The organism is Enterococcus sp. AZ156 (assembly GCF_051714165.1).
Classification (GTDB): domain Bacteria; phylum Bacillota; class Bacilli; order Lactobacillales; family Enterococcaceae; genus Enterococcus_B; species Enterococcus_B pernyi.
The window spans coordinates 2,638,291-2,658,489 of the sequence record NZ_JBIORI010000001.1 but is presented as its reverse complement, the minus strand read 5'-3'; the positions used below and the strand labels follow the sequence as shown (position 1 = coordinate 2,658,489).

General features: G+C 38.6%; 19 protein-coding genes and 1 pseudogene. 16 read left to right on the top strand and 4 right to left on the bottom strand.

Annotation, left to right across the window (positions count from 1 at the left end; translation table 11 throughout):
* Positions 1-85: 85 nt before the first annotated feature.
* Entirely contained in the window at positions 86-727 is a 642-nt protein-coding gene (locus IGJ95_RS12635; protein ID WP_023520410.1) for a copper homeostasis protein CutC, read from the bottom strand.
* 193 nt (positions 728-920) lie between these two features.
* Here IGJ95_RS12635 and IGJ95_RS12630 point away from each other — a divergent pair, with 193 nt between their 5' ends.
* The 4 genes and pseudogenes from IGJ95_RS12630 to recD2 form a co-directional block, all read left to right on the top strand.
* The gene (locus IGJ95_RS12630) at positions 921-1,778 is read left to right on the top strand and encodes a methyltransferase domain-containing protein (RefSeq protein WP_153830531.1); all 858 of its coding nucleotides are present in this window, start codon (positions 921-923) and stop codon (positions 1,776-1,778) included.
* A gap of 229 nt (positions 1,779-2,007) precedes the next feature.
* Positions 2,008-2,511, top strand: a complete 504-nt coding sequence (locus tag IGJ95_RS12625) for a tRNA (cytidine(34)-2'-O)-methyltransferase (RefSeq protein WP_010734263.1) — start codon at positions 2,008-2,010, stop codon at positions 2,509-2,511.
* 324 nt (positions 2,512-2,835) lie between these two features.
* Positions 2,836-3,489 carry a histidine phosphatase family protein gene (locus IGJ95_RS12620; protein WP_010734264.1) on the top strand — a complete coding sequence of 218 codons (654 nt, stop codon included), beginning with the start codon at positions 2,836-2,838 and terminating at the stop codon, positions 3,487-3,489.
* A gap of 18 nt (positions 3,490-3,507) precedes the next feature.
* Positions 3,508-5,830 (top strand): annotated as a pseudogene (gene recD2, locus IGJ95_RS12615) (SF1B family DNA helicase RecD2); the annotation flags it as partial.
* A gap of 342 nt (positions 5,831-6,172) precedes the next feature.
* Here recD2 and IGJ95_RS12610 read toward each other — a convergent pair.
* Complete coding sequence (locus IGJ95_RS12610) at positions 6,173-7,177, bottom strand: diacylglycerol/lipid kinase family protein (RefSeq protein WP_153830529.1); 1,005 nt, start codon at positions 7,175-7,177, stop codon at positions 6,173-6,175.
* Between the two features lie 702 nt (positions 7,178-7,879).
* Here IGJ95_RS12610 and IGJ95_RS12605 point away from each other — a divergent pair.
* Positions 7,880-8,383, top strand: coding sequence for a QueT transporter family protein (locus IGJ95_RS12605; RefSeq protein ID WP_019722317.1), 504 nt, complete (start codon positions 7,880-7,882; stop codon positions 8,381-8,383).
* Positions 8,384-8,507: 124 nt separating this feature from the next.
* Here IGJ95_RS12605 and cbpA read toward each other — a convergent pair whose 3' ends face one another.
* Positions 8,508-9,152 carry a cyclic di-AMP binding protein CbpA gene (gene cbpA, locus IGJ95_RS12600; protein ID WP_010734268.1) on the bottom strand — a complete coding sequence of 215 codons (645 nt, stop codon included), beginning with the start codon at positions 9,150-9,152 and terminating at the stop codon, positions 8,508-8,510.
* A 158-nt stretch (positions 9,153-9,310) separates the two neighbouring features.
* On the opposite strand from cbpA, the gene rpmG reads away from it, so the two are divergent.
* From rpmG to IGJ95_RS12585, 3 genes are all read left to right on the top strand, one after another.
* On the top strand, positions 9,311-9,463 hold the full coding sequence (rpmG, locus tag IGJ95_RS12595) for a 50S ribosomal protein L33 (RefSeq protein WP_005878997.1): 153 nt from the start codon (positions 9,311-9,313) through the stop codon (positions 9,461-9,463).
* A 17-nt stretch (positions 9,464-9,480) separates the two neighbouring features.
* A complete protein-coding gene (gene secE / locus IGJ95_RS12590) occupies positions 9,481-9,651 on the top strand; it encodes a preprotein translocase subunit SecE (protein WP_010734269.1) in 171 nt (56 codons plus the stop codon).
* Between the two features lie 182 nt (positions 9,652-9,833).
* Complete coding sequence (locus IGJ95_RS12585) at positions 9,834-10,700, top strand: helix-turn-helix domain-containing protein (RefSeq protein WP_228760941.1); 867 nt, start codon at positions 9,834-9,836, stop codon at positions 10,698-10,700.
* A 97-nt stretch (positions 10,701-10,797) separates the two neighbouring features.
* On the opposite strand, the gene IGJ95_RS12580 is transcribed toward IGJ95_RS12585, so the two are convergent.
* Positions 10,798-10,959 (bottom strand): hypothetical protein, encoded by a 162-nt coding sequence (locus IGJ95_RS12580; RefSeq protein WP_010734271.1) that lies wholly within the window; start codon positions 10,957-10,959, stop codon positions 10,798-10,800.
* A 372-nt stretch (positions 10,960-11,331) separates the two neighbouring features.
* On the opposite strand from IGJ95_RS12580, the gene nusG reads away from it, so the two are divergent.
* From nusG to IGJ95_RS12540, 8 genes are all read left to right on the top strand, one after another.
* Positions 11,332-11,877, top strand: coding sequence for a transcription termination/antitermination protein NusG (nusG, locus tag IGJ95_RS12575; protein ID WP_010734272.1), 546 nt, complete (start codon positions 11,332-11,334; stop codon positions 11,875-11,877).
* 125 nt (positions 11,878-12,002) lie between these two features.
* Positions 12,003-12,848, top strand: a complete 846-nt coding sequence (locus IGJ95_RS12570) for an alpha/beta fold hydrolase (RefSeq protein WP_153830555.1) — start codon at positions 12,003-12,005, stop codon at positions 12,846-12,848.
* Between the two features lie 343 nt (positions 12,849-13,191).
* A complete protein-coding gene (locus IGJ95_RS12565) occupies positions 13,192-14,028 on the top strand; it encodes an ABC transporter permease (RefSeq protein ID WP_153830528.1) in 837 nt (278 codons plus the stop codon).
* Positions 14,021-14,800, top strand: coding sequence for an ABC transporter permease (locus IGJ95_RS12560; protein WP_010734275.1), 780 nt, complete (start codon positions 14,021-14,023; stop codon positions 14,798-14,800). The genes IGJ95_RS12565 and IGJ95_RS12560 overlap by 8 nt, the downstream gene beginning before the upstream one ends.
* Before the next feature lie 61 nt (positions 14,801-14,861).
* On the top strand, positions 14,862-15,902 hold the full coding sequence (locus IGJ95_RS12555) for an ABC transporter ATP-binding protein (protein WP_438762031.1): 1,041 nt from the start codon (positions 14,862-14,864) through the stop codon (positions 15,900-15,902).
* Positions 15,903-15,924: 22 nt separating this feature from the next.
* A complete protein-coding gene (locus IGJ95_RS12550) occupies positions 15,925-16,986 on the top strand; it encodes an ABC transporter substrate-binding protein (protein ID WP_023520403.1) in 1,062 nt (353 codons plus the stop codon).
* A 109-nt stretch (positions 16,987-17,095) separates the two neighbouring features.
* Entirely contained in the window at positions 17,096-18,820 is a 1,725-nt protein-coding gene (locus tag IGJ95_RS12545) for an adenine deaminase C-terminal domain-containing protein (protein WP_062806143.1), read from the top strand.
* Complete coding sequence (locus tag IGJ95_RS12540) at positions 18,817-20,127, top strand: amidohydrolase (protein ID WP_153830525.1); 1,311 nt, start codon at positions 18,817-18,819, stop codon at positions 20,125-20,127. The genes IGJ95_RS12545 and IGJ95_RS12540 overlap by 4 nt, the downstream gene beginning before the upstream one ends.
* The last annotated feature ends 72 nt before the right edge of the window (positions 20,128-20,199 follow it).

Sequence of the window (20,199 nt, the reverse complement as noted above, 5' to 3'; positions counted from 1 at the left end):
TCCACAAAAATTTGAAGAACAATTTTCGTGGATGGCGCCTTATTTCTCGAGGCTGAACACTTCTGTCCCGACCTCTTATTTTTGTTTATTCAGATAAAGGAACGATTTTGGTGCCGTGGACTTCGTGGACTCCTAAAGCATCAGCAACTACTTGTGCATTTTCTGAAGTGATACCACCACCAGGTAAAATGATGATTCGACCGTCTGCATGAGCGATCAACTGTTTTAAGTGTGCAAAATTATCTTCGATGTTTGTACCGGCAACACCGCCATGTGTCAAGATACGATGAACGCCATGTTCAACCAACCAATCGATGGCTTCGTATTGACGTTCTTGAGGAATCGCATCAAACGCCATGTGGAAGGTGATCTGTAGGCCTTCTGCGGAGTCGATCAAGACTTCCAGTGCTTCTTCATCTAACCAACCAGAAGGAGTCAAGCAACCGATCACTACACCATCAGTTCCTAGTTTTTTGGCTTCAATCAAGTCAGTGTGCATGATTTTCAATTCGATATCATTATAAACAAAATCGCCACCACGTGGTCGGATGATCGTCATGACAGGTACACTTTTTTCATTAGCGTAGCTCAATACTTCTTCAATGACACCAGTACTTGGTGTAGTGCCACCTACTGCTAGGTTGTCACATAATTCGATCCGATTGGCTCCATTTGCGATGGCTAACGGGATCGATGTATAATTCTCCGCACAAAATTCTTTGATCATATTCTTGCTCCTTTATTATGTCTACTTTTGTTGAAATTATACCATAGTTTTTACAGTTGCTAAAGCGCTCTTCAAACGGTAAGATGAAGGGGATAGCATGATAGGCAACATCGGATAACGAATGTTTTTAAAGAAAGTTTTTTATCTTTATATGACTATCTCACTACGTATTTTAAAGGAATGAATAATCACTATGTTAAAGAAAATAGACCAGAGTCGACTATTTTTATCAGAGAATGCCCAAATGTTCCGCTGCCCGTTATGTCAAGCATCCTTTTTATCGACCACGAATGGGCTTATTTGCCAAAAGAATCATCGTTTTGATTTATCTAAAAAGGGAACGTTGTATTTTTTATCTCACGCAATCAAAACCGAATATGATCAAGGTATGTTTGCTCCAAGAAGACGAATGATCCAATCAGGTATGTATCAACCATTGATCGAACAGTTAGCTAAGCATCTACCAAGTGATGCGACTGTTCTAGATGTCGGTTGTGGAGAAGGGAGCTTTTTGGCGGCCATCGATCAATTACAACCATTAAAACAAGCAATTGGCTTTGATATCGCGAAAGAAGGTGTCTATGCAGCCACTGAACAGCCGATGCAAGCATTTTGGTGTGTCGCGGATTTAACGAATTTGCCTTTTGCGGATCAACAATTTTCGACGATATTGAATATTTTCTCGCCTTCTCACTATCAAGAGTTTCAGCGAGTACTTGCAGATGACGGCATGGTATTAAAAGTCGTTCCACAATCAGGCTATTTAAAAGAATTACGCCAAGCTTTTTATCCAGATCAGCCAGAAAAACACCATTATTCTAACGAACGTGTTGTTGACAAATTCATGGAATCAATGGCGTCAGTGGAACGTCAACGTGTGACGTATGAATTTACGATTCCTGAAGAAAATCGCCGTGATCTCTTGGCAATGTCGCCACTGGAATGGCAAGTAGCAAAAGAAATAAAAGAGTCTCTGATGGAAGAACCCCTTAGAAAAATTACAATTGACGTAGAATTGTTAAAAGGAAATAAGAGAAAACGATTCCAATAAGAATATTATAGAGTTAAGGTTGCAAAAAGCGTTTAATGGTGATATAGTAGCAACAAGTTGTTTTTTCATTGGTTTTTATCAGGTTCCTGTTCTGATAAAAGATAGTGAAAAGAGCTTCACTAACGTAACGACTCGCAGTGACTGACACCGAGTTGATACGTTTTTTTTTATGCAAAAATCAAGATTTAGTCTAAAATGGATTTCACATATACATGAGAGGATGAATAGTATGAACCACATCGTTTTATTTGAACCTTTGATTCCTGCAAACACAGGAAACATTGCACGAACATGTGCAGCGACCAACACACCGTTACACTTGATCGAACCACTAGGATTTTCAACAGATGATAAACAGCTGAAACGAGCGGGGCTTGATTATTGGCATGATGTGGATATCACGTATCATGCAGATCTACCAGCATTTATGGCTTACTTAGGCGATAGAAAGTTACATTTGATCTCCAAATTTGCGAATAAAGTATACAGTGATGAAAACTTTGCAGATGGCGAAGAGCATTTCTTTTTGTTTGGGAAAGAAACAACTGGATTACCGGAACCCTTTATGCGCGAGCATGAAGAAAAATGCTTACGTATCCCTATGAATGATACACACGTCCGTTCATTGAATCTATCGAATACAGCGGCAATGATCGTGTATGAGGCATTGCGTCAACAAGGTTTCCCAAATTTAGAGTTAACACATCATTACGAAAATGATAAGCTAGACTAAAGGTTGTAAAGAGAGGTTTCGCTCCTATTAAGAAGACGAAGTTGAGAAAATAGTTTCTCTTGCTGCTCAACCTTCGTTTTGATAGAGTAGGAGCTTCCTTTTGCATTTCCTTGATCGAGGGTGTGGATGAAGTATATTTCGTGAACATCGCTGATCGAAAACAAGACTACATAAACGATAGCACAGTTTTTTTACAGTCGATTTTTAGCGATATTCAATTGGCGAAAGCCTCTATTTTTTAGAAACAAGCTTTTCTACACGGTCCAACAGGAAAATCCTATATGATAGTATATATACAAGTACGGAGTGAGGAGTCTAACATCTATGGAACTATACTTTACAAGACATGGTAAAACGGAATGGAATCTTGAAAGACGCTTTCAAGGAAGCCAAGGAGACTCACCGTTGTTACCTCAAAGCTATGAGGAGATCAAGACATTCGGCCAAATGGTCAAGTCTGTTCCTTTTGAAGCTATTTATTGCAGTACGGCAAAACGTGCAAGAGATACAGCAAAAGGGATCAATCAAGAATTGGACCATCCGACAGAAATCATTTATACAGATAAATTAAGAGAATTAGGTTTAGGAAAACTGGAAGGACAGTCGATCGAAGAGATGTACAAAAAATTTCCAGAGAACTTACCTAATTTACGAAATCATTTAGATAAATATGATCCAACACCTTTTGAAGGAGAGCCGATCACCGAAGCAATCACGCGGATCGAAGCCGTTGTTGCGGATGCAGTCTGTCAACATCAAGGGCCTATTCTATTTGTAGGGCATGGTGCCTCTTTAACTGCTGCGATCCAGTGGATGACTGGTAAAGAATTAGGTCAGTTACGAGAAATGGGCGGTTTATTCAATAGTAGCTTGACGATTTTAGAAACAGGAGAACCAAACAATCTGTTACCATATGACCTTAAAGTATGGAATCAGGTGGATTTTTTAGGTAATGGACAGCCAGAGCCTTTACTATAAATAAAGGAGGCGGCCTCGATGGAGCCAGAAGAAATGCCTTATTTTGTCGGCACAGTTGCCGCTATCTTTTTTCAAAATCCTAGTAATTTTTATAAAGTATTGCTCATCCAAGTCAGTGAAACAAGTGTTGATTATCGGGAAAAAGAAATTGTCGCAACTGGTAGTTTTGGCGATATCCAAGAGAACGAAGTGTATCGTTTTTATGGTGAGCTAGTTGATCATCCTAAATATGGCAGACAGTTGAAGGTAGAGCGTTACGAACAGGAAAAGCCGACGACAGCCAACGGGATCGTCAACTACCTATCAAGTGACAAGTTTCCCGGTATCGGAAAAAAAACCGCAGAGAAAATCGTGGAACTGCTTGGTGAAGATGCGATTGAAAAAATCATCGAAGATCCTGCGCAATTGCAACAGATTTCAGGTTTAACGAAGCCAAAAAGAGAAATGATTGCTGAAACGATCCGTTTGAATCATGGAATGGATCAAGTGATCATGGGGTTGAACCGTTACGGATTTGGGAGTCAATTATCCTTTAGTATCTATCAAGCTTACAAAAATGAAGCGTTGGATATCATTCAAGAAAATCCTTACCAATTAGTCGAAGAGATTGAAGGAATCGGCTTTAAACGTGCAGATAACTTAGCTGAACAAATCGGCATTGCTGCTGACTCGCCACGACGCATCAGAGCAGCGATCTTGCACCAGATTTTCCAACAGGCGATCCAAACCGGTGATACCTATGTGCCTGCTGAATCTTTATTGCAGCAGACGATCAAAATCTTGGAATCAAGTCGTCCAATCGAAATCGAACCGGATCAAGTAGCGACTGTCATTATTCAGTTAGTGGAAGAGGGAAAGATCCAACAAGAAGAAACGAATCTATATGAAAATAGTTTGTATTTTTCTGAATGGGGGATTGGCAATTCGATCCAACGCTTGTTGAGTCGAAAAAAGGAAATCAAGTACGAACCAAAAGAAATTAAAAAGAATATTCGACGAATTGAGAAAATGTTTGGTATCCAGTATGGGGATTCACAAGAAGAAGCGATTTCTGAAGCGATTCGCTCACCACTATTTATCTTGACTGGTGGTCCAGGAACTGGAAAAACTACAGTGATCAATGGCATCGTTCATCTGTTTGCAGAGTTAAACGGCTTAGATCTTGATCCGACGAAATATACACAAGAGATTTTTCCGATCCTCTTAGCTGCACCCACAGGACGGGCTGCTAAACGGATGAATGAAACGACTGGCTTGCCAGCTAGTACGATCCACCGGCTTTTAGGTTTGAATGGTCGTGAAAAAACCCCTTCAATCAGCACGAAGGAATTAGACGGTGGCTTATTGATCGTCGATGAAATGTCGATGGTTGATACATGGTTGGCCAATACACTGTTCAAGGCGATCCCTACGAATATGCAAGTGATCTTAGTAGGGGACAAGGATCAGCTACCATCAGTAGGTCCTGGGCAAGTCTTGCATGATCTATTAGAAATCGATCAAATCCCTAAAATCGAATTGAATCAGATCTATCGTCAAGGCGATGGCTCAAGTATCATTCCTTTGGCTCATGAGATCAAAGAAGGAAGATTGCCAGCAGATTTTAGGAAAAATCAAAAGGATCGCTCTTTCTTTGCAAGTGATGCGTATCAAATCGAACCATTGATTTCTAAAATCGTGGAAAAGGCGAAAAACAAAGGATTTACTGCACAAGATATTCAGGTGTTGGCACCGATGTATCGCGGTGCAGCTGGTATCGATGCCTTGAATAAAATGATGCAAAATATTTTCAATCCAGGCGGTGGGAATCGGAAAGAAGTTCACTGGAATGATACAGTTTATCGAATCGGGGATAAAGTACTCCATTTGGTCAATACGCCAGAATTAAATGTGTTCAATGGTGACATGGGGGTAATCACGGGAATTGTTTTAGCAAAAGATTCGGAAGATAAGGTGGACGAACTCGTCATCCAATTTGATGCCAATGAAGTGAGTTACAAACGAAATGAATGGAATAAGATCACCCTGTCTTATTGTTGCTCGATCCATAAATCCCAAGGTAGCGAGTTTAAGATGGTGATTTTGCCGATGGTTCATCAATACCAACGAATGCTCCAAAGGAATCTGTTGTATACAGCGGTTACTCGTAGTAAGGAATTATTGATTTTGTTAGGGGAAGAGCAAGCATATTTGACATGTGCAAAAAACGAATCCGCTGTTCGATTGACGACACTGAAGAAGCGGATCGAAGATAACGAAATGACTCTTAATCTGCGTACGAAATTAGCCGCTTATGAAGATTCCTTGACAGGTGATGATCCATTTGAAGAAGGAACGTATTCGGCAGCCATTGAACAAGTGTCTGAGCCAACAAAACAAATAGAGGACCGTAAAGAGGCAACTGACCAAGCGCAGGAAGTTTCGCTTTTTGCCATCGAAGAAGAAAAAAATGAAGTGAAAGAAGCTGAAACGCCAAAATTACCTGATAATTACATTCTCACAACCGAAGCTGTGGAACAGCAATGGATTGATCCAATGATCGGTATGGAGAACATCCGACCATAAACAGGCAACATCAGTTGGAAGTGTGAAGTATCAGCCCAGAAAAGACACCCGAAACGCTAACGTTTCGGGTGTCTTTTCATTGGAAAGGTAGATGCTCCATCTGAAGAACTTCCACAGATCAAGAGGCTGACTGTTCCTCCCTCATTACTATTTTTTCACACCACAATAACTGTGTTTTATTTGTTAGTTGTAAATCAAACGATTGTTTTTCTAAATCTTCCCCATCTTCTTGACCATATTGGGGAATAGTAGAAACAATTCGAAGTTTGCTTGTTGTATAGTGATGGAAATACTTCGAGTGCATTTGTTTCTTCTGTAATAATAAAAGAAGCAACCAAGCGATTTTAAATAGATTTACTCGTTCAACAACCACGAAGTCGATAGTTGGCTTGGTCACATCTGCAGTAGGAACAATCGATACTCCTCCACCAAAATAAGGATGATTAGTTGCCGTACATAGAAAGGCTTTTTTAAAATTCACACGTTTCCCACCAATATCTACAAGAATCGGAAAGCCTTTTTGTGAGAAAAGAACATATAGTAAAGAAAAAATATAAGAAAGCGAGCCTAAATTATACTTATTCAATCGTTTTTTTGCATTGGAATGATTCGTAGTATGAACGATTGCTGCATCTAAACCAATCCCAAAATTATTGAGTGCCAGCCCTTCGCGATCGTTTACTTTTTCTTCATAATGCAACACATTTATTTTTTGTGGTTCTTTGGTTGCTAAAATCGTTTCTAAAGCTTTTTCTGGATCTCTACTTAACCCAATTCCACGAGCAAAGTCATTGCCTGAGCCGGCTGGTATGAAGCCGACAGGAAAAGATACACATAAATGATGAAACGTATTCAGGACTTGATGAAGCGTACCATCTCCTCCAATGACGATGAGAAGTGGGTACCATCCGATAGTATCAGCATCGATATCCTCTTCCCATTCAATGAGGGTATTTTCGGCTAAATGTTCCGCTATAAGGGCATCGTGCCCTTTATATTCACTATAGTGAACCGTATAGGAAAGTTTCTTTTGATCCAAAATTGGTAAAATCTTATCCGCTGTTTTCTTTCCGTTTCCGCTACCAGCAGCTTGGTTGATTAATAGGTGATAATGAAAATTCATTTTTTCCTCCTGGAATGCACCAAAGTATCGTGTACCTGAGTTGAGAAAACAAGTCTTGTCGGGCTCCTTCATGAGTTCTCATTAACATACGATAGCAAGGCGACATAGTCAAAAGGAGAGCAAGCAGTGTCAGATTTAATCAACAGCTGTGAATACTTGTGGTTTTAGTCATGTAAATAGATCAACGATGCTTTACTAAATCGTCTCACCCTGAGTAAGCAGTGGTTGAATAATAGAGTCAACCACTGAAGGTTCAACAAAGCATCTCGTCATTATTGTCAAAAGAATTACAATCTTGGTTATTATAGCAGAGGTTTGGGGAAATGAAAAAGAAGTTAAGTTAGAAAATACAATAAAGAACAAACGAAAAAACGTAGGTAAAAGATAGAAACAAAGAATTGTCTGGAGAGTATTAGTCAACAGCGACACTCATTTTTTTGATAAGAAGAGTGCGATTCCTTTATCTATCAAGCCTCAATCTCTCAATGAGGCTGTTCAATAAGGTCTTGCGCTAACTACTCGAGGTGTCTTGCTTGTTTTTATTTCTTTTATTTTTTATAACAATCTTTTCAGGGTAAGGTAAAAATGCTGAAATGGTGGGGTGGAGGGAAGGTTGTAATCTAGAATTGTTATGTTATAATACGCCTTGCGGTTCATCAACCATCCCGCATTAACAAAACTAGGAGAAATGAGGAATAGAATATGGAGAGAACAAAGAGTAGGCAACGACTGATGGTAGTCGTTATTAATGGGTTGATCATGGCCTTATATCTAGCGTTAACGATTTTGGTAGCACCTGTGTCTTCGGGGCCAATCCAATTTCGTATTTCAGAAAGTTTGAATCATTTAGTTGTATTCAATCGAAAATTATTATGGGGTGTCTTAGGTGGCGTGATTGTTTATAATGCCATTTATGGTTTTGGTGTCATGGATGTGATTTTCGGTGGTGGTCAAACACTACTTGCATTAGGACTAACGGCACTTATCCAAAATAAAGTGAAAAATGTCAAAGTGCGCTTAGCATTAAATACAGCGTTCTTTACAATCAGTATGTTTATGATTGCTTATATGTTAGTACCAACTGGCGGTCAAGCGTTTTGGACAACGTATGGTACACTTGCGTTAAGTGAATTTATCGTGATGGCTGTTTCTGCGCCATTGATGTATTATCTAGACCAAGCAGTGAAATTCAACGATCGTGTATGATTGTTTTTAATCGAGTAAAAAAGCCAGGAATTCCAAAAGTCGTAAATGATTTTGGGATTTCTGGCTTTTTTGAAATATGATTTTTCGAAAAATAGTTAGTAAATATCAACCACTAAACAGGTTTTTATTTATCAGTATCTTGTAAATTTTCAATTTCGATCACTTTGTAATTTTTCTTTTCTAAGTGATTGACGATCGAATCACAGACACTTTTTTCTGTATGAGCTGGTAGAGTGATCAAGGTACGACGGATGTATTCATCTTTTTCGATATCCAAAGTGATACAACTAGCAATGCTACTATATTTTGCGATGATTTTTGAAATCGCCGCTAAGTCACCTTGTTTACCTGTCGAAGCAATCGTCAAGACGTAGCTTCCTTGTTCTACGCTCCAAGACTGAGACAACATACCAAGTAAGGTACTGTGTGTCAAAATCCCATAGAAATGGTTTTGGCTATCAAGTACAGCAATGTATGGAAGCTCTTTGATCGTAAAGAATACTTTAAAGAAAGAAGTATCTAAATAAATGAATTTTGTTGCGTTTTTCAATAGATGAGTGACTGGTAAAGTCATATCGCCGCCATTTGCTTTGTGACGATAGATGTGCATTTTATAAATATTCCCACGGAAAATATTTCCGGAAGTATCAAGAATCGGTACACAACGGTAACCGGATGTTTCTAAAATTTCTAGTGCTTCTTCCAAGTTGCTTGTCTCAGAGACGGTAGTCAAATCTTTTTTCTTGTAAACAAGAGTTTTTAATAGCATAGTCATACCTCCAGATTGTTCATTTTTAAAATCCTTTAAGTAATCATATCATAACTAAAATAAAAACAGTAGAGCGTATGATCACTAATTGACATAAAATAATTTACATGATAATGTAGTATGGTATAAATTTGGTTTTCAGTGAGGAGGGGAAACGGATGGCAAAGAAAAAAGCGGCATTAGCATGTTCCGTTTGTGGTTCTCGAAACTATACTAAGTCGATTAGTGAAGGAAAAAGCGGCGAGCGTTTGGAAATCAACAAATTTTGTAAATATTGTAATCAATACACATTACATAAAGAGACAAAATAACAAGGAGGAGGCTTACGATGAAATTTCTTAAAAGTGTAAAAGATGAAATGAAACAAGTGACTTGGTCAAGTAAAAAACAATTACGTAAAGATACACTAGTCGTTATCGAAACGTCGATCATCTTCGGACTAATGTTTTTCGTGATGGATACAGCGATCCAAAGTCTGTTTGCATGGATCTTGCAATAATTCAATAAGTTTATCTAAATAAAAGGCGAGCTATCCATGATTATCAATCAATTGGAAGCTCTATTTTTTTTGATAGTAACCGTGAAATTTCAACAAGTTTTTTGTGAATCATTGATCATTCTTTTGCTTTGCTAGTTGATAAGTAAGGAGGAACACATGGAAGTTCATGAATTATTAAAAAAATGCGTGTTGACAGAGGCATCTCTCAAAAAAAGCTAGCCGATGGAATTGTTTCGCGGGAAACGTTAGCTAAATATGAGAATGGGAAAAATCATTTACCATTATTAGTCTTTTTAGAATTATTAGAACGCTTGAATATGACGATCGATGAATTCATGTTTTATCTTGATGGAGATAAAGTATCTCAAAAAAATTTGAGTTTGAAGAAAATATTCCGGAATCTAGAAAAAAATAGTGGTGCAATCAATTATCAATTAAAAAAACTAGCCCAAGAAGTAGAATACTCAGATGATTTAGTCGTCATAAGAAATTATCTTGCTGTCAAAACTTATAAGTGGTATGAGGGAATCGGTGGTGTAAAAAAATTAAATAAAAAAGATACTAACTATCTGAAAAGATTATCTGATTATTTAGAGAAAATCGATGAGTGGGGAAGATTTGAAATGACGACTTTTGCTACTCTCATCTATTTATTTGAAACAAGTTACATCAAACAGCGATTGAAAGAAGTAGAAAAGAATGTGATGAAAAAAGGAGAGTTGGAGAGCTTCCATTCCATATTATCAGGTATTTATAATAATGTGTTTTTACTGATGATTGAAAGAGAAGAGCTAAAATTAGCTAAGTATTATTTGGAAAAACTATGTGAGACTCGACGTAGAATTATTTTTCAGCGAGAAACTGAAATATATCATCGGTTTTATCAACTTGTACTTGCGCACATCGAAGGAGAGGCTGTCAGTAATAAAATAAAGGATTTTATTATGGGATTAGAATTGATTGGAGCGAGCAAGTTGAAGAATGAGTTTTTAGCTGATTTACATAGATTTGAAACACAATACGAGATTGAACATATTTTTAATATATGAGGCTAAAAGAGATTTCTTGTTTGCTTATTTAGGGAGAGTTTGAACTGATCGGACTATCTGAAAATGTAGATATGTATTGATTCATACAACATGACTCTTATTTTGAATGGTTTTCAAAAGTATCCTTTAGTATTTTTACTTCTTTTTCTAAAGATGAGACTTTTAAACTTAAAAAGAAAACAGTGAGACAGGAGAGAATCAAGGCGAGAGAATCTAACCAATCAAAAACCGTTGCAATGAGTTGTCTAATTGTTTCCATGGGGATACCTCCTCTCGTAAAGTTCTTTAAAGCTCAATAAGATGCCTTATGACTATAATTGTACATTGTAGGAATAAATAATATTGACATGGGTATGTATTTTCCTATGCCTTTTCGCTGAATAACAAAAAATAAAAAAATTTATTGATTCATCTTTATAAAATAAGCTTTTTAAGGAATTATTTTTTTTCAAAAAAACAGTAGATAATATAATTTCTGCACCAAAATAAGAATAAATAACGCTTTTTTAATTACTAGAGAACTAAAAATAAGTCACTAGTAAAAACCAGCAAACGGTGCTATAATCAAAGAGAGGAAAAGCTTCGGGGAACTGAGGTTTTTTTATTTTACAAATGAAATGAGGAGCCTTCAATGGAATCTTTTGAAAAAAATTGGTATGTATTGCATACATACTCTGGATACGAAAACAAAGTAAAAGCAAATATCGAGTCACGTGCGCAAAGTATGAAAATGGCTGATTTTATTTTCCGTGTCGTTGTTCCTGAAGAAACAGAAACTGAAGTGAAAAATGGGAAAGAAAAAGAAATCGTTCATAAAACATTCCCTGGATATGTCTTAGTAGAAATGATCATGTCAGATGCTTCATGGTATGTTGTCCGTAACACACCGGGCGTTACAGGTTTTGTTGGTTCTCACGGAGCAGGAAGTAAGCCTGCACCTTTATTACCGGAAGAAGTAAATCATATCTTACGTTCAATCGGTATGAGTTTACGTCAAAACGAACTGAAAGTAGAAGTTGGCGAAGTTGTTAAGATCATCGAAGGAGCTTTTGCTGGATTAGAAGGTCAAGTGACAGAAGTCGATGAAGAAAAAGAAAAACTAAAAGTAAACATTGACATGTTCGGTCGTGAAACAAGTACAGAGCTTGATTTTGATCAAGTAGATAAAATCGACTAAACAGTGATCAGAATAATGGAGGAGTTGGGATGCCTAGTCATCTCAGCTCTTTTTTGTCTTGAATGAAAGGAGTGAAAAAAGTGATAAAACAAAATGAAGTGAATTTTAATCGGGTGCTAAGTGGCATGGTGTTGCTGGTACTGCTAATCCTCTCTGGTTGTCAAACGCAAGAAAACAAGAGCCAAAAAGAAACTGCCTCTACTGAAACAACGAGGACAAGCCAAGTAGAATCCGTAGAAAAGGGGAGTGTGCCTACCTTATTTGTTCACGGATATAAAGGAACAGTGAATTCATTCAAAGGAATGATCGATCGGTTAGAAGGAGAAAGCAAAGGGCAACAAGAATTGACATTGACTGTAGATACTAATGGGAACGTTCAAGCGCAAGGGGAGTTATCAAAAGAAGCAACCAATCCAATGATCCAAGTGCTTTTCGAAGACAATGAAAATAATGAGTGGAATCAAGCAGAATGGATTCGTGCATGTCTGGTTTATTTGCAGACAACTGATCAAATCAACAAAGTGAATATTGTCGGACATTCGATGGGTGGAGTCAGCGGCCTCCGTTATCTAGTCACGTATGGCCAAGAAACAACTTTACCGCAAGTTGAAAAGTTTGTAGCACTAGGCGCACCGTTCAATGACTTTGTTGATGATAGCGGTCAGAATTTAGCTGATTTACTCGAAAATGGGCCAACAGTGGTGTCTTCAAGGTATCAAGATTATCAAACAATGATAGGGAATCTCCCTACCGACACACAATTTTTATTAGTTGCAGGGCAGTTGAGTGAAGTAGAGCTAAGTGATGGAACTGTTCCGCTGAATAGTGCATTGGCAGTTTACGCCTTATTGAAACAACATGGTAACCCTGTAATGGAAAAGGTCGAAGAAGGTGAAGGTGCTTCACATAGTATGCTTCATGAAAATGAAGAAGTGGATCGAGAAGTTAGTCAGTTTTTATGGAATAGTTGAGTCGAATAAAAAGAGTAATTAACGAACGTTTTTGGGTGAATGTTCGGTAATTGCTCTTTTTGGGTTTCCAGAAAACCGATTTTCTGTTTCGTATGAGATGTATTCCTCGACACTTTTGATAATTAACTCGCATTAATTACTAATAATCGTTTGGCGGATAAACATAGATAACTAAAAAAAATAAAATGAATACGAGTATTTTTTGTATAAAACGGATAAACGCAGGTTTTTTACGATGTTTTTCATATAACTCATGTTTTTTTCTGAATATATTACAAAGTTTTCTTGAAAATGTTCGTATTTTTTCTTATAATGAGACAGAACACGAATGAGGGGGAGAACAATGAGGAAGAATGTTCCGTATTTGATCATTGCGCCAGGAACGATCTTATTACTATTTTTTATGATTTTGCCATTGGTCAATATTATAGGGCCAACTATTTTTACTGAAACAGGTGCTAGTCTAAGTGCTTACACCAGTTTTTTGACAGATGATTTCAATTTGAAGATTTTTCTTCGAACAATTCGCGTTTCTGTCATTGTGACGTTGATTTCTGCCGTTTTAGGTATTCCAACTGCTTATTTTATTGCAGGTGTGGGTAAAAAGTGGAAAAGTTTATTGATGGCAATGACGATGTTTCCATTATTGACCAATTCAGTCATCCGTAGTTTTGCTTGGATCAACATTTTAGGAAGGACAGGAGTAATCAATAATTTCTTGATTCGCATAGGACTGATCGAACAACCCATCGCCTTACTATATACGGAGTTTGCAATTATTATCGGGTCTGTCTATTTATTCTTACCTACCATGGTCATGACACTTGTTGGCGTGATGGAAAATATTGAGAAAGAAACACTGGAAGCTGCCGAAACGTTAGGTGCGAGTCCGTTTAAAACGTTCTATAAAATTGTCATGCCGCTTTGTATACCTGGAGTGATCGTTGGCAGTATTTTAGTATTTACAGGCACATTGACGGCTTATACGACACCACAACTTTTAGGTGGGAACCAAAATATGATGATGGCGACTTTCTTATACCAGAAAGCATCGACTTTAGGTGATTGGACTTCAGCAAGTGTCATTGCATTGATCATGATCATCACGACTCTGATCGTGAATAAAGGATTGAATATGATTGCTGCACGTTTAGATCGGAGGGAAATGAATCATGCGTAAGCAAAAAGGGATGACGATCATCGCAGTATTAGTTTTTGCGTTTTTGTTTTTACCATTAGTGATTATTGTTGTAACGTCTTTTGGACAATCATCGACGATACAATTTCCGATTGATGGATTCTCATTAGAATGGTACAAGAAAGCACTAAGTTCTGAAACATTTATGAATAGCTTTAAATTGAGTTTAAGTATTGGCGTAGGGGCTACTCTGTTAGCTTTATTAGTAGGCGTGCCGACTTCTTACGCACTTTCTCGTTACCACATGAAGAGTAAACAGCTTTTTAAAAATTTCTTTTTGTCACCAACGATGATTCCGGGTATCGTTGTCGGCTATTCCTTGTTCCAATACATTGTGATCAAGTTTAACTTGCCGGTGATCCAAGCTTTATTGATTGGTCATTTTTTGATCAGCCTACCGTATATCATTCGCGTCGTAGGTTCAAGCATGGAGCAATTAGATTTTTCGATTGAAGAAGTTGCCTGGACGTTGGGTTGTACCAAAACCCGCGCTTTTATGCAAGTCGTCTTACCAAATGTTTCTTCTGGAATATTTGCGGCGTTTATGCTGGCTTTTGTCAACTCATTCAATAATGTACCAGTTTCAATGTTTTTATCTGGACCAGGAGTAACGATGTTGCCCACTTCATTGTTGAGCTACATTGAATATACGTATGACCCGACTGTGTCGGCGATTTCAGTAATGATCATGGTATTAACCGTTTTCTTGATGTTTATTATTGAGAAAACGTTAGGATTGGCTTCAATCGCTTAACTATTGAGTGAAGAAATCGAACCGTACTTGAGAATGACTGGAAACTATGAGGGGGAGAACCGTGAGTTTTGTAAATTTGAACAATATCCGTGTGAGTTATGACGGAAAACAAAATATATTAGAAGATTTGTCTATTTCAATGGAAAAAGGAGAGCTAGTTTCTTTATTAGGCCCCAGTGGTTGTGGTAAAACAACGACGCTACGTGTGATTGCTGGATTGATTTCGCCGAATGAGGGCTCTTTTGTTCTGGAAAATCAAGAATTAGTGAAAGTTCCTGTGCATAAACGTAATTTTGGTATGGTATTTCAGAGCTATGCGTTGTTTCCTCATCTAACGATTGCTGAGAATGTTGCTTTCGGTTTGAAATTGCGTAAAGAAAATAAAGCGGATATCGCCAAGAAAGTAGCAGATATGTTAGCAATCTGTGGCTTAGAACAGTTGGGTGATCGTTACCCGAAACAACTATCAGGTGGGCAACGTCAACGAGTGGCATTGGCTCGAGCATTGGTTATTGAACCTAAGTTACTACTCTTAGACGAACCATTAAGTAATTTAGACGCTAAACTACGTGTCCAAATGCGGATCGAGATCAAACGTATTCAACAACAACTTGGTATCACAACAGTTTTTGTGACCCACGATCAAGAAGAATGCTTTTCGATCTCGGATAAAGTCGCGGTCATGAATAATGGCGTTATCGAGCAATATGATACACCGGAAACAATCTATCGGCATCCCAAAACTCGTTTTGTTGCACATTTTATCGGTTTTGAAAATTTCTTTCCAGTTGAACCAATCGAAGGCATCCGCTATCAAGCAGCAGGGAATGTCATTGAGACATCTTATGAGCAACCGATAGCAGAACGATTAGTAGCGACGATCCGTCCCGAAGATATCGAGATTGCCTCTGATGCGACACATAACGTTGTAAAAGGTGAAGTGAAAGTCAGAACATTTTTAGGGAAAAGTTACCAGTATGAAGTGACAACGGCTTTAGGTAAGTTCTTAGTAAACGGTACGGATAAACAAATTTACCAAGCAGGGGATCAAATCAACCTGCATTTCCCAAAAGATAAAATCGTTCTTTTGGAAGATAAATAAGCAAAGAAAAGGGGAAAAATCAGTGAAAAAAGGCTTTCTAGTAAGTTCAGTAGTTTTAGCGAGTATGTTTGTATTGACAGCTTGCGGTGGAGGATCTGAAACTAATTCATCCGAAGCGAAAGAGTCAAAAGATCTAGTTGTATCAACATTTGGTTTAAGTGAAGATATCGTGAAAAGCGATGTAATGGATCCTTTTGAAAAAGAATTCGATGCGAAGATCACAATGGATCTAGGGAACAGTGGCGATCGCTTCAACAAATTAATCAGTAATCCTAGAGGAATCGACGTGATTGAGTTAGCGCAAGCGAACTCAGCGGATGGCGCTTCTCAAGAATTATTTGAAAAACTAGATGAATCAAAAATCCCGAATTTAGCGGACTTAACTGAAGGAGCGAAGGAAGTCTTTGATAGTGGTGCGGGTGTTCCGATTGCTGTAAACAGTGTAGGTATCGTTTACGACAGAGAAAAAGTTGGAAAAGAAATTACTAGCTGGTCAGATCTTTGGGATTCAGCATTAGAAGGAAAAATCTCGATCCCGGAAATTACTACGACTGCCGGTCCTTTGATGATGTATATTGCAAGTGATCATGCGGGTGTAGCGATTGAAGATGACAATGGTGAGGCAGCATTTGAAGCCTTAGAAGAATTGAAACCAAATATCGTTAAGACCTATGCAAGATCTTCTGACTTAGCAAACATGTTCCAAGCAGGAGAAATCGAAGCAGCGATCGTGATGGATTTTGCTTATGATATCGTCAAAGGAGATTCTGATACGATCGAGTATGTTGTACCAGAAAGTGGCACATATGCGAACTACAACACGATCAATATTCCAAAAGAAGCAGCGAATAAAGAATTGGCTTACTCATTCATCAACTATAGAATTAGCGAAGAATCACAAAAAACAAAGGCACTTTCATTAAATGAAGCACCGACGAATGATAAAGTGGAGTTGAGTGAAGAAGAAGCTGGTAATATGACGTATGGGGCAGTTGCTGATCGCGCAAAAAATATTGACTTTGATTTCGTGAATAGTCAAATGACTGACTGGATCGATCGTTGGAATCGTTTGATCAACCAATAAACATTTTCCTATAACGGGAAATCATTGAAAAAATAAACATTGGGGTGGTTGTGTCGGAAGCGCACAGCCCCCTATTCTTGTCTAAGGACAATAAAAGTGAGGGAAAAATGTGAAGATTGACTTACTGATTAGAGATGCACAAGTGTATAACACAGCCAAACAATGTTTTGAGAAGAAACATGTCACAGTCAGCGGTGAAAAATTTTATTACATCACAACAAAGGATCTGAGTCACTTGGAGATCCTTCAAGAAATTGATGGCCGAGGGAAATACATGATTCCTGGCTTGATTGACAGCCACATGCACATTGAGAGTTCAATGACTACGCCAAGTATTTTTTCAAAGGCCGTTTTACCATTTGGTGTGACTACAGTGATTGCGGATGCGCATGAGATGGCAAATGTTTTTGGGCTTGAAGGGTTGACTGAATTTATGGCTGCAGAAACGGAATTAGATATTTTCCATGCAATCCCATCGTCCGTTCCTTCCACTACACCTGAACTAGAAACTACCGGTGGCATCATTGGGTTAGCTGAAACAGAAAAGTTGTTAGACAATCCAAAAGTGATTTGTTTAGGCGAAGCCATGAATTTTCACGGCATTGCCCATGAACCAACTTCGCTGATTCGCCAAATTATTGACCTATGTAAAGAAAAACGTCCGACCATGCCGTTAGAAGGACATTGTCCTAAAATTTACGAAGAAGAATTGGCAGCATTTATGTATAGCGGGATTTCTTCTGATCATACGCATCAGTTTCCGGAATCCTTAGCAGAAAAAATTGAGAACGGCATGTTCATCCAATTCCAAAACAAGTCGATCACACCGGAAAATATGGCGGTGATCACAGAAAATGAATATTATGACTATGCTTGTCTCATCACTGATGATGTGATGGCAGACGATTTACTCACTGGTCACTTAAATGAAAATTTGAAAAAGGCAGTAGAGGCGGGGGTGCCGATCGAACAAGCAATCTATATGACGACTTATACGCCTGCACGTAGAATGGGTTTGAATGATCGTGGATTGATTGGACCTGGACGAATGGCTGATTTTATTTTGTTAGATGATTTATCCACATTCGCTATTTCTGCGGTCTTTAAATCGGGCAAAGAAGTCTACAGGCAAGGTAAGGCGATCACTTATCCAGAAAAAATCGAACAATTTCCTACTTCATACAGTCAAACGGTCCATTGTAAAAAGCTTTCTTTAGACGATCTAAGGTTGCCAGTCAAAACGGATTTGGCAAGTGTTCGTTGTAATGTTATTCGTAAACATGAGGTTGGTACATTTACAGAACGGATCACGAAGAAAATTCCGGTGAAAGATGGGTACCTCGATTGGGAAAATTCAGATTGCGCCTTATTGCTCGTGATGGAACGTTATGGAAAGAATGGCAATGTGGCGTATGCTTTGATGGAAGAACCCATTTCAAAACCAGGAAGTATTGCGACGACTTGGGCGCATGATCATCATAACGTGATGGTGATGGGGAATAACTGCCAAGACATTCTGCTGGCTCAGCAAAAATTGTTGGAATTACAAGGTGGCTATGTGGTAGTTAAAGAGGGCAAATTAACAGCAACTTGCCCGCTACCGATTGGCGGGATCGTTTCACAAGCGCCAATTGAAGAGTTAGGCCAAGACTTAAAAACTGTGCGTAGAGAAATGCAAAATCTAGGCTATAAAAACATGAATGAGATCATGTCGTTTTCTACGTTGTCACTACCAGTTTCACCTGCAATCAAAATGACAGATAAAGGAATGATGAATACGAAAACACAGGAATTTTATCCGCTGGTTTTTCCAAGTGATGGTGTTTTGTTATGAGTACACTGATAAAAAATGTCCACGTTCTAACGATGGATGATCAACTGACTGAATACAAAAACGGGTATGTACGGATTGAAGAAAATCGTATCATTGAGATAGGAGAATGGCAGGAAGGGATAGCTTCTGCGGAGGAAGTCATCGATGGAGCAGGCGGCATCTTGTTGCCAGGTTTTGTGAATACACATACCCATGCTGGGATGATTCCTTTTCGATCTTTAGGAGACGATGTGCCAGATCGGTTACGACGGTTCTTATTTCCATTAGAAGCGTTCATGACGCCAGAGCTAGTGGCAGCAAGTACAGCATATGCAATTAGTGAAATGTTGCTTAGTGGTGTGACAGCTTTTTGTGACATGTATTATTTTGAAGATCAAGTCGCGCAAGTATGTGATCAGTTTAAGATTCGTGCGATTCTTGGTGAAACGATCATTGATATGCCTGTGTGTGATAATGTAGAGCCTTCTGGCGGCTTGACTTATTGTGAGACATTCCTGCCAAAGTGGAAAGATCATCCATTGATTACGCCTGCGTTGGCTCCTCATGCGCCGAATACCAATACCTATGAAGGGCTGAAGCGGACAGTTGAATTGAGTGAACGATTCGATGTGCCGATCACCTTGCATGTGGCAGAAATGGACTATGAAATGCAGGAATTAGTGAAGCAGTATCAACAAACGCCATTCGAGTTATTAAAAGACTTAGGTTTTATGAACAGACCGTTGATCATGGCCCATTGTATCCATATGACAGAAGCAGATATTGCCTTGGTCGCTACAGCAGGAGAGCAAGTCGGAATTGCGCACTGTATCGGCGCGAACACAAAATCAGCGAAAGGTATAGCACCAGTTAAAGCCATGCTGTCTGCGGGGTTAACTGTCGGGTTAGGTACAGACGGTCCAAGTAGTGGCAACACTTTAGACCTCTTTGCACAAATGAAGCTCTTTGCCAATTTCCATAAAACCTTTGAAAAAGATCGTGCGCTTTTCCCAGCGAAGGAAATTGTCCGTTTAGCCACTAGAGGTGGGGCGGAATTGTTAGATTTTAAAGAGACTGGTCAGCTTGTTGTAGGGAACAAGGCAGATTTTATTGTAGTTGAGACGCAGTCTGTGAATATGTTTCCGATTTTTGATCCATATTCTGCCTTAGTTTATTCAGCGAATGCTTCCAATGTGGCCCATGTATGGGTGGATGGCAGACAACTCGTACGTGATCATCAGTTAGTCCATCATGATTTTAAACAAATCAAAGCGGATCTCTATGAACAAATGGGGCAATTTGTGTTTGAAGCAAAGCAGAGGATGTAAGAAACAAACCGAATAACCATGGCAGCAAATTTGCTGCCATGGTTATTCGGCATATCTTTGGCGATAACGAAT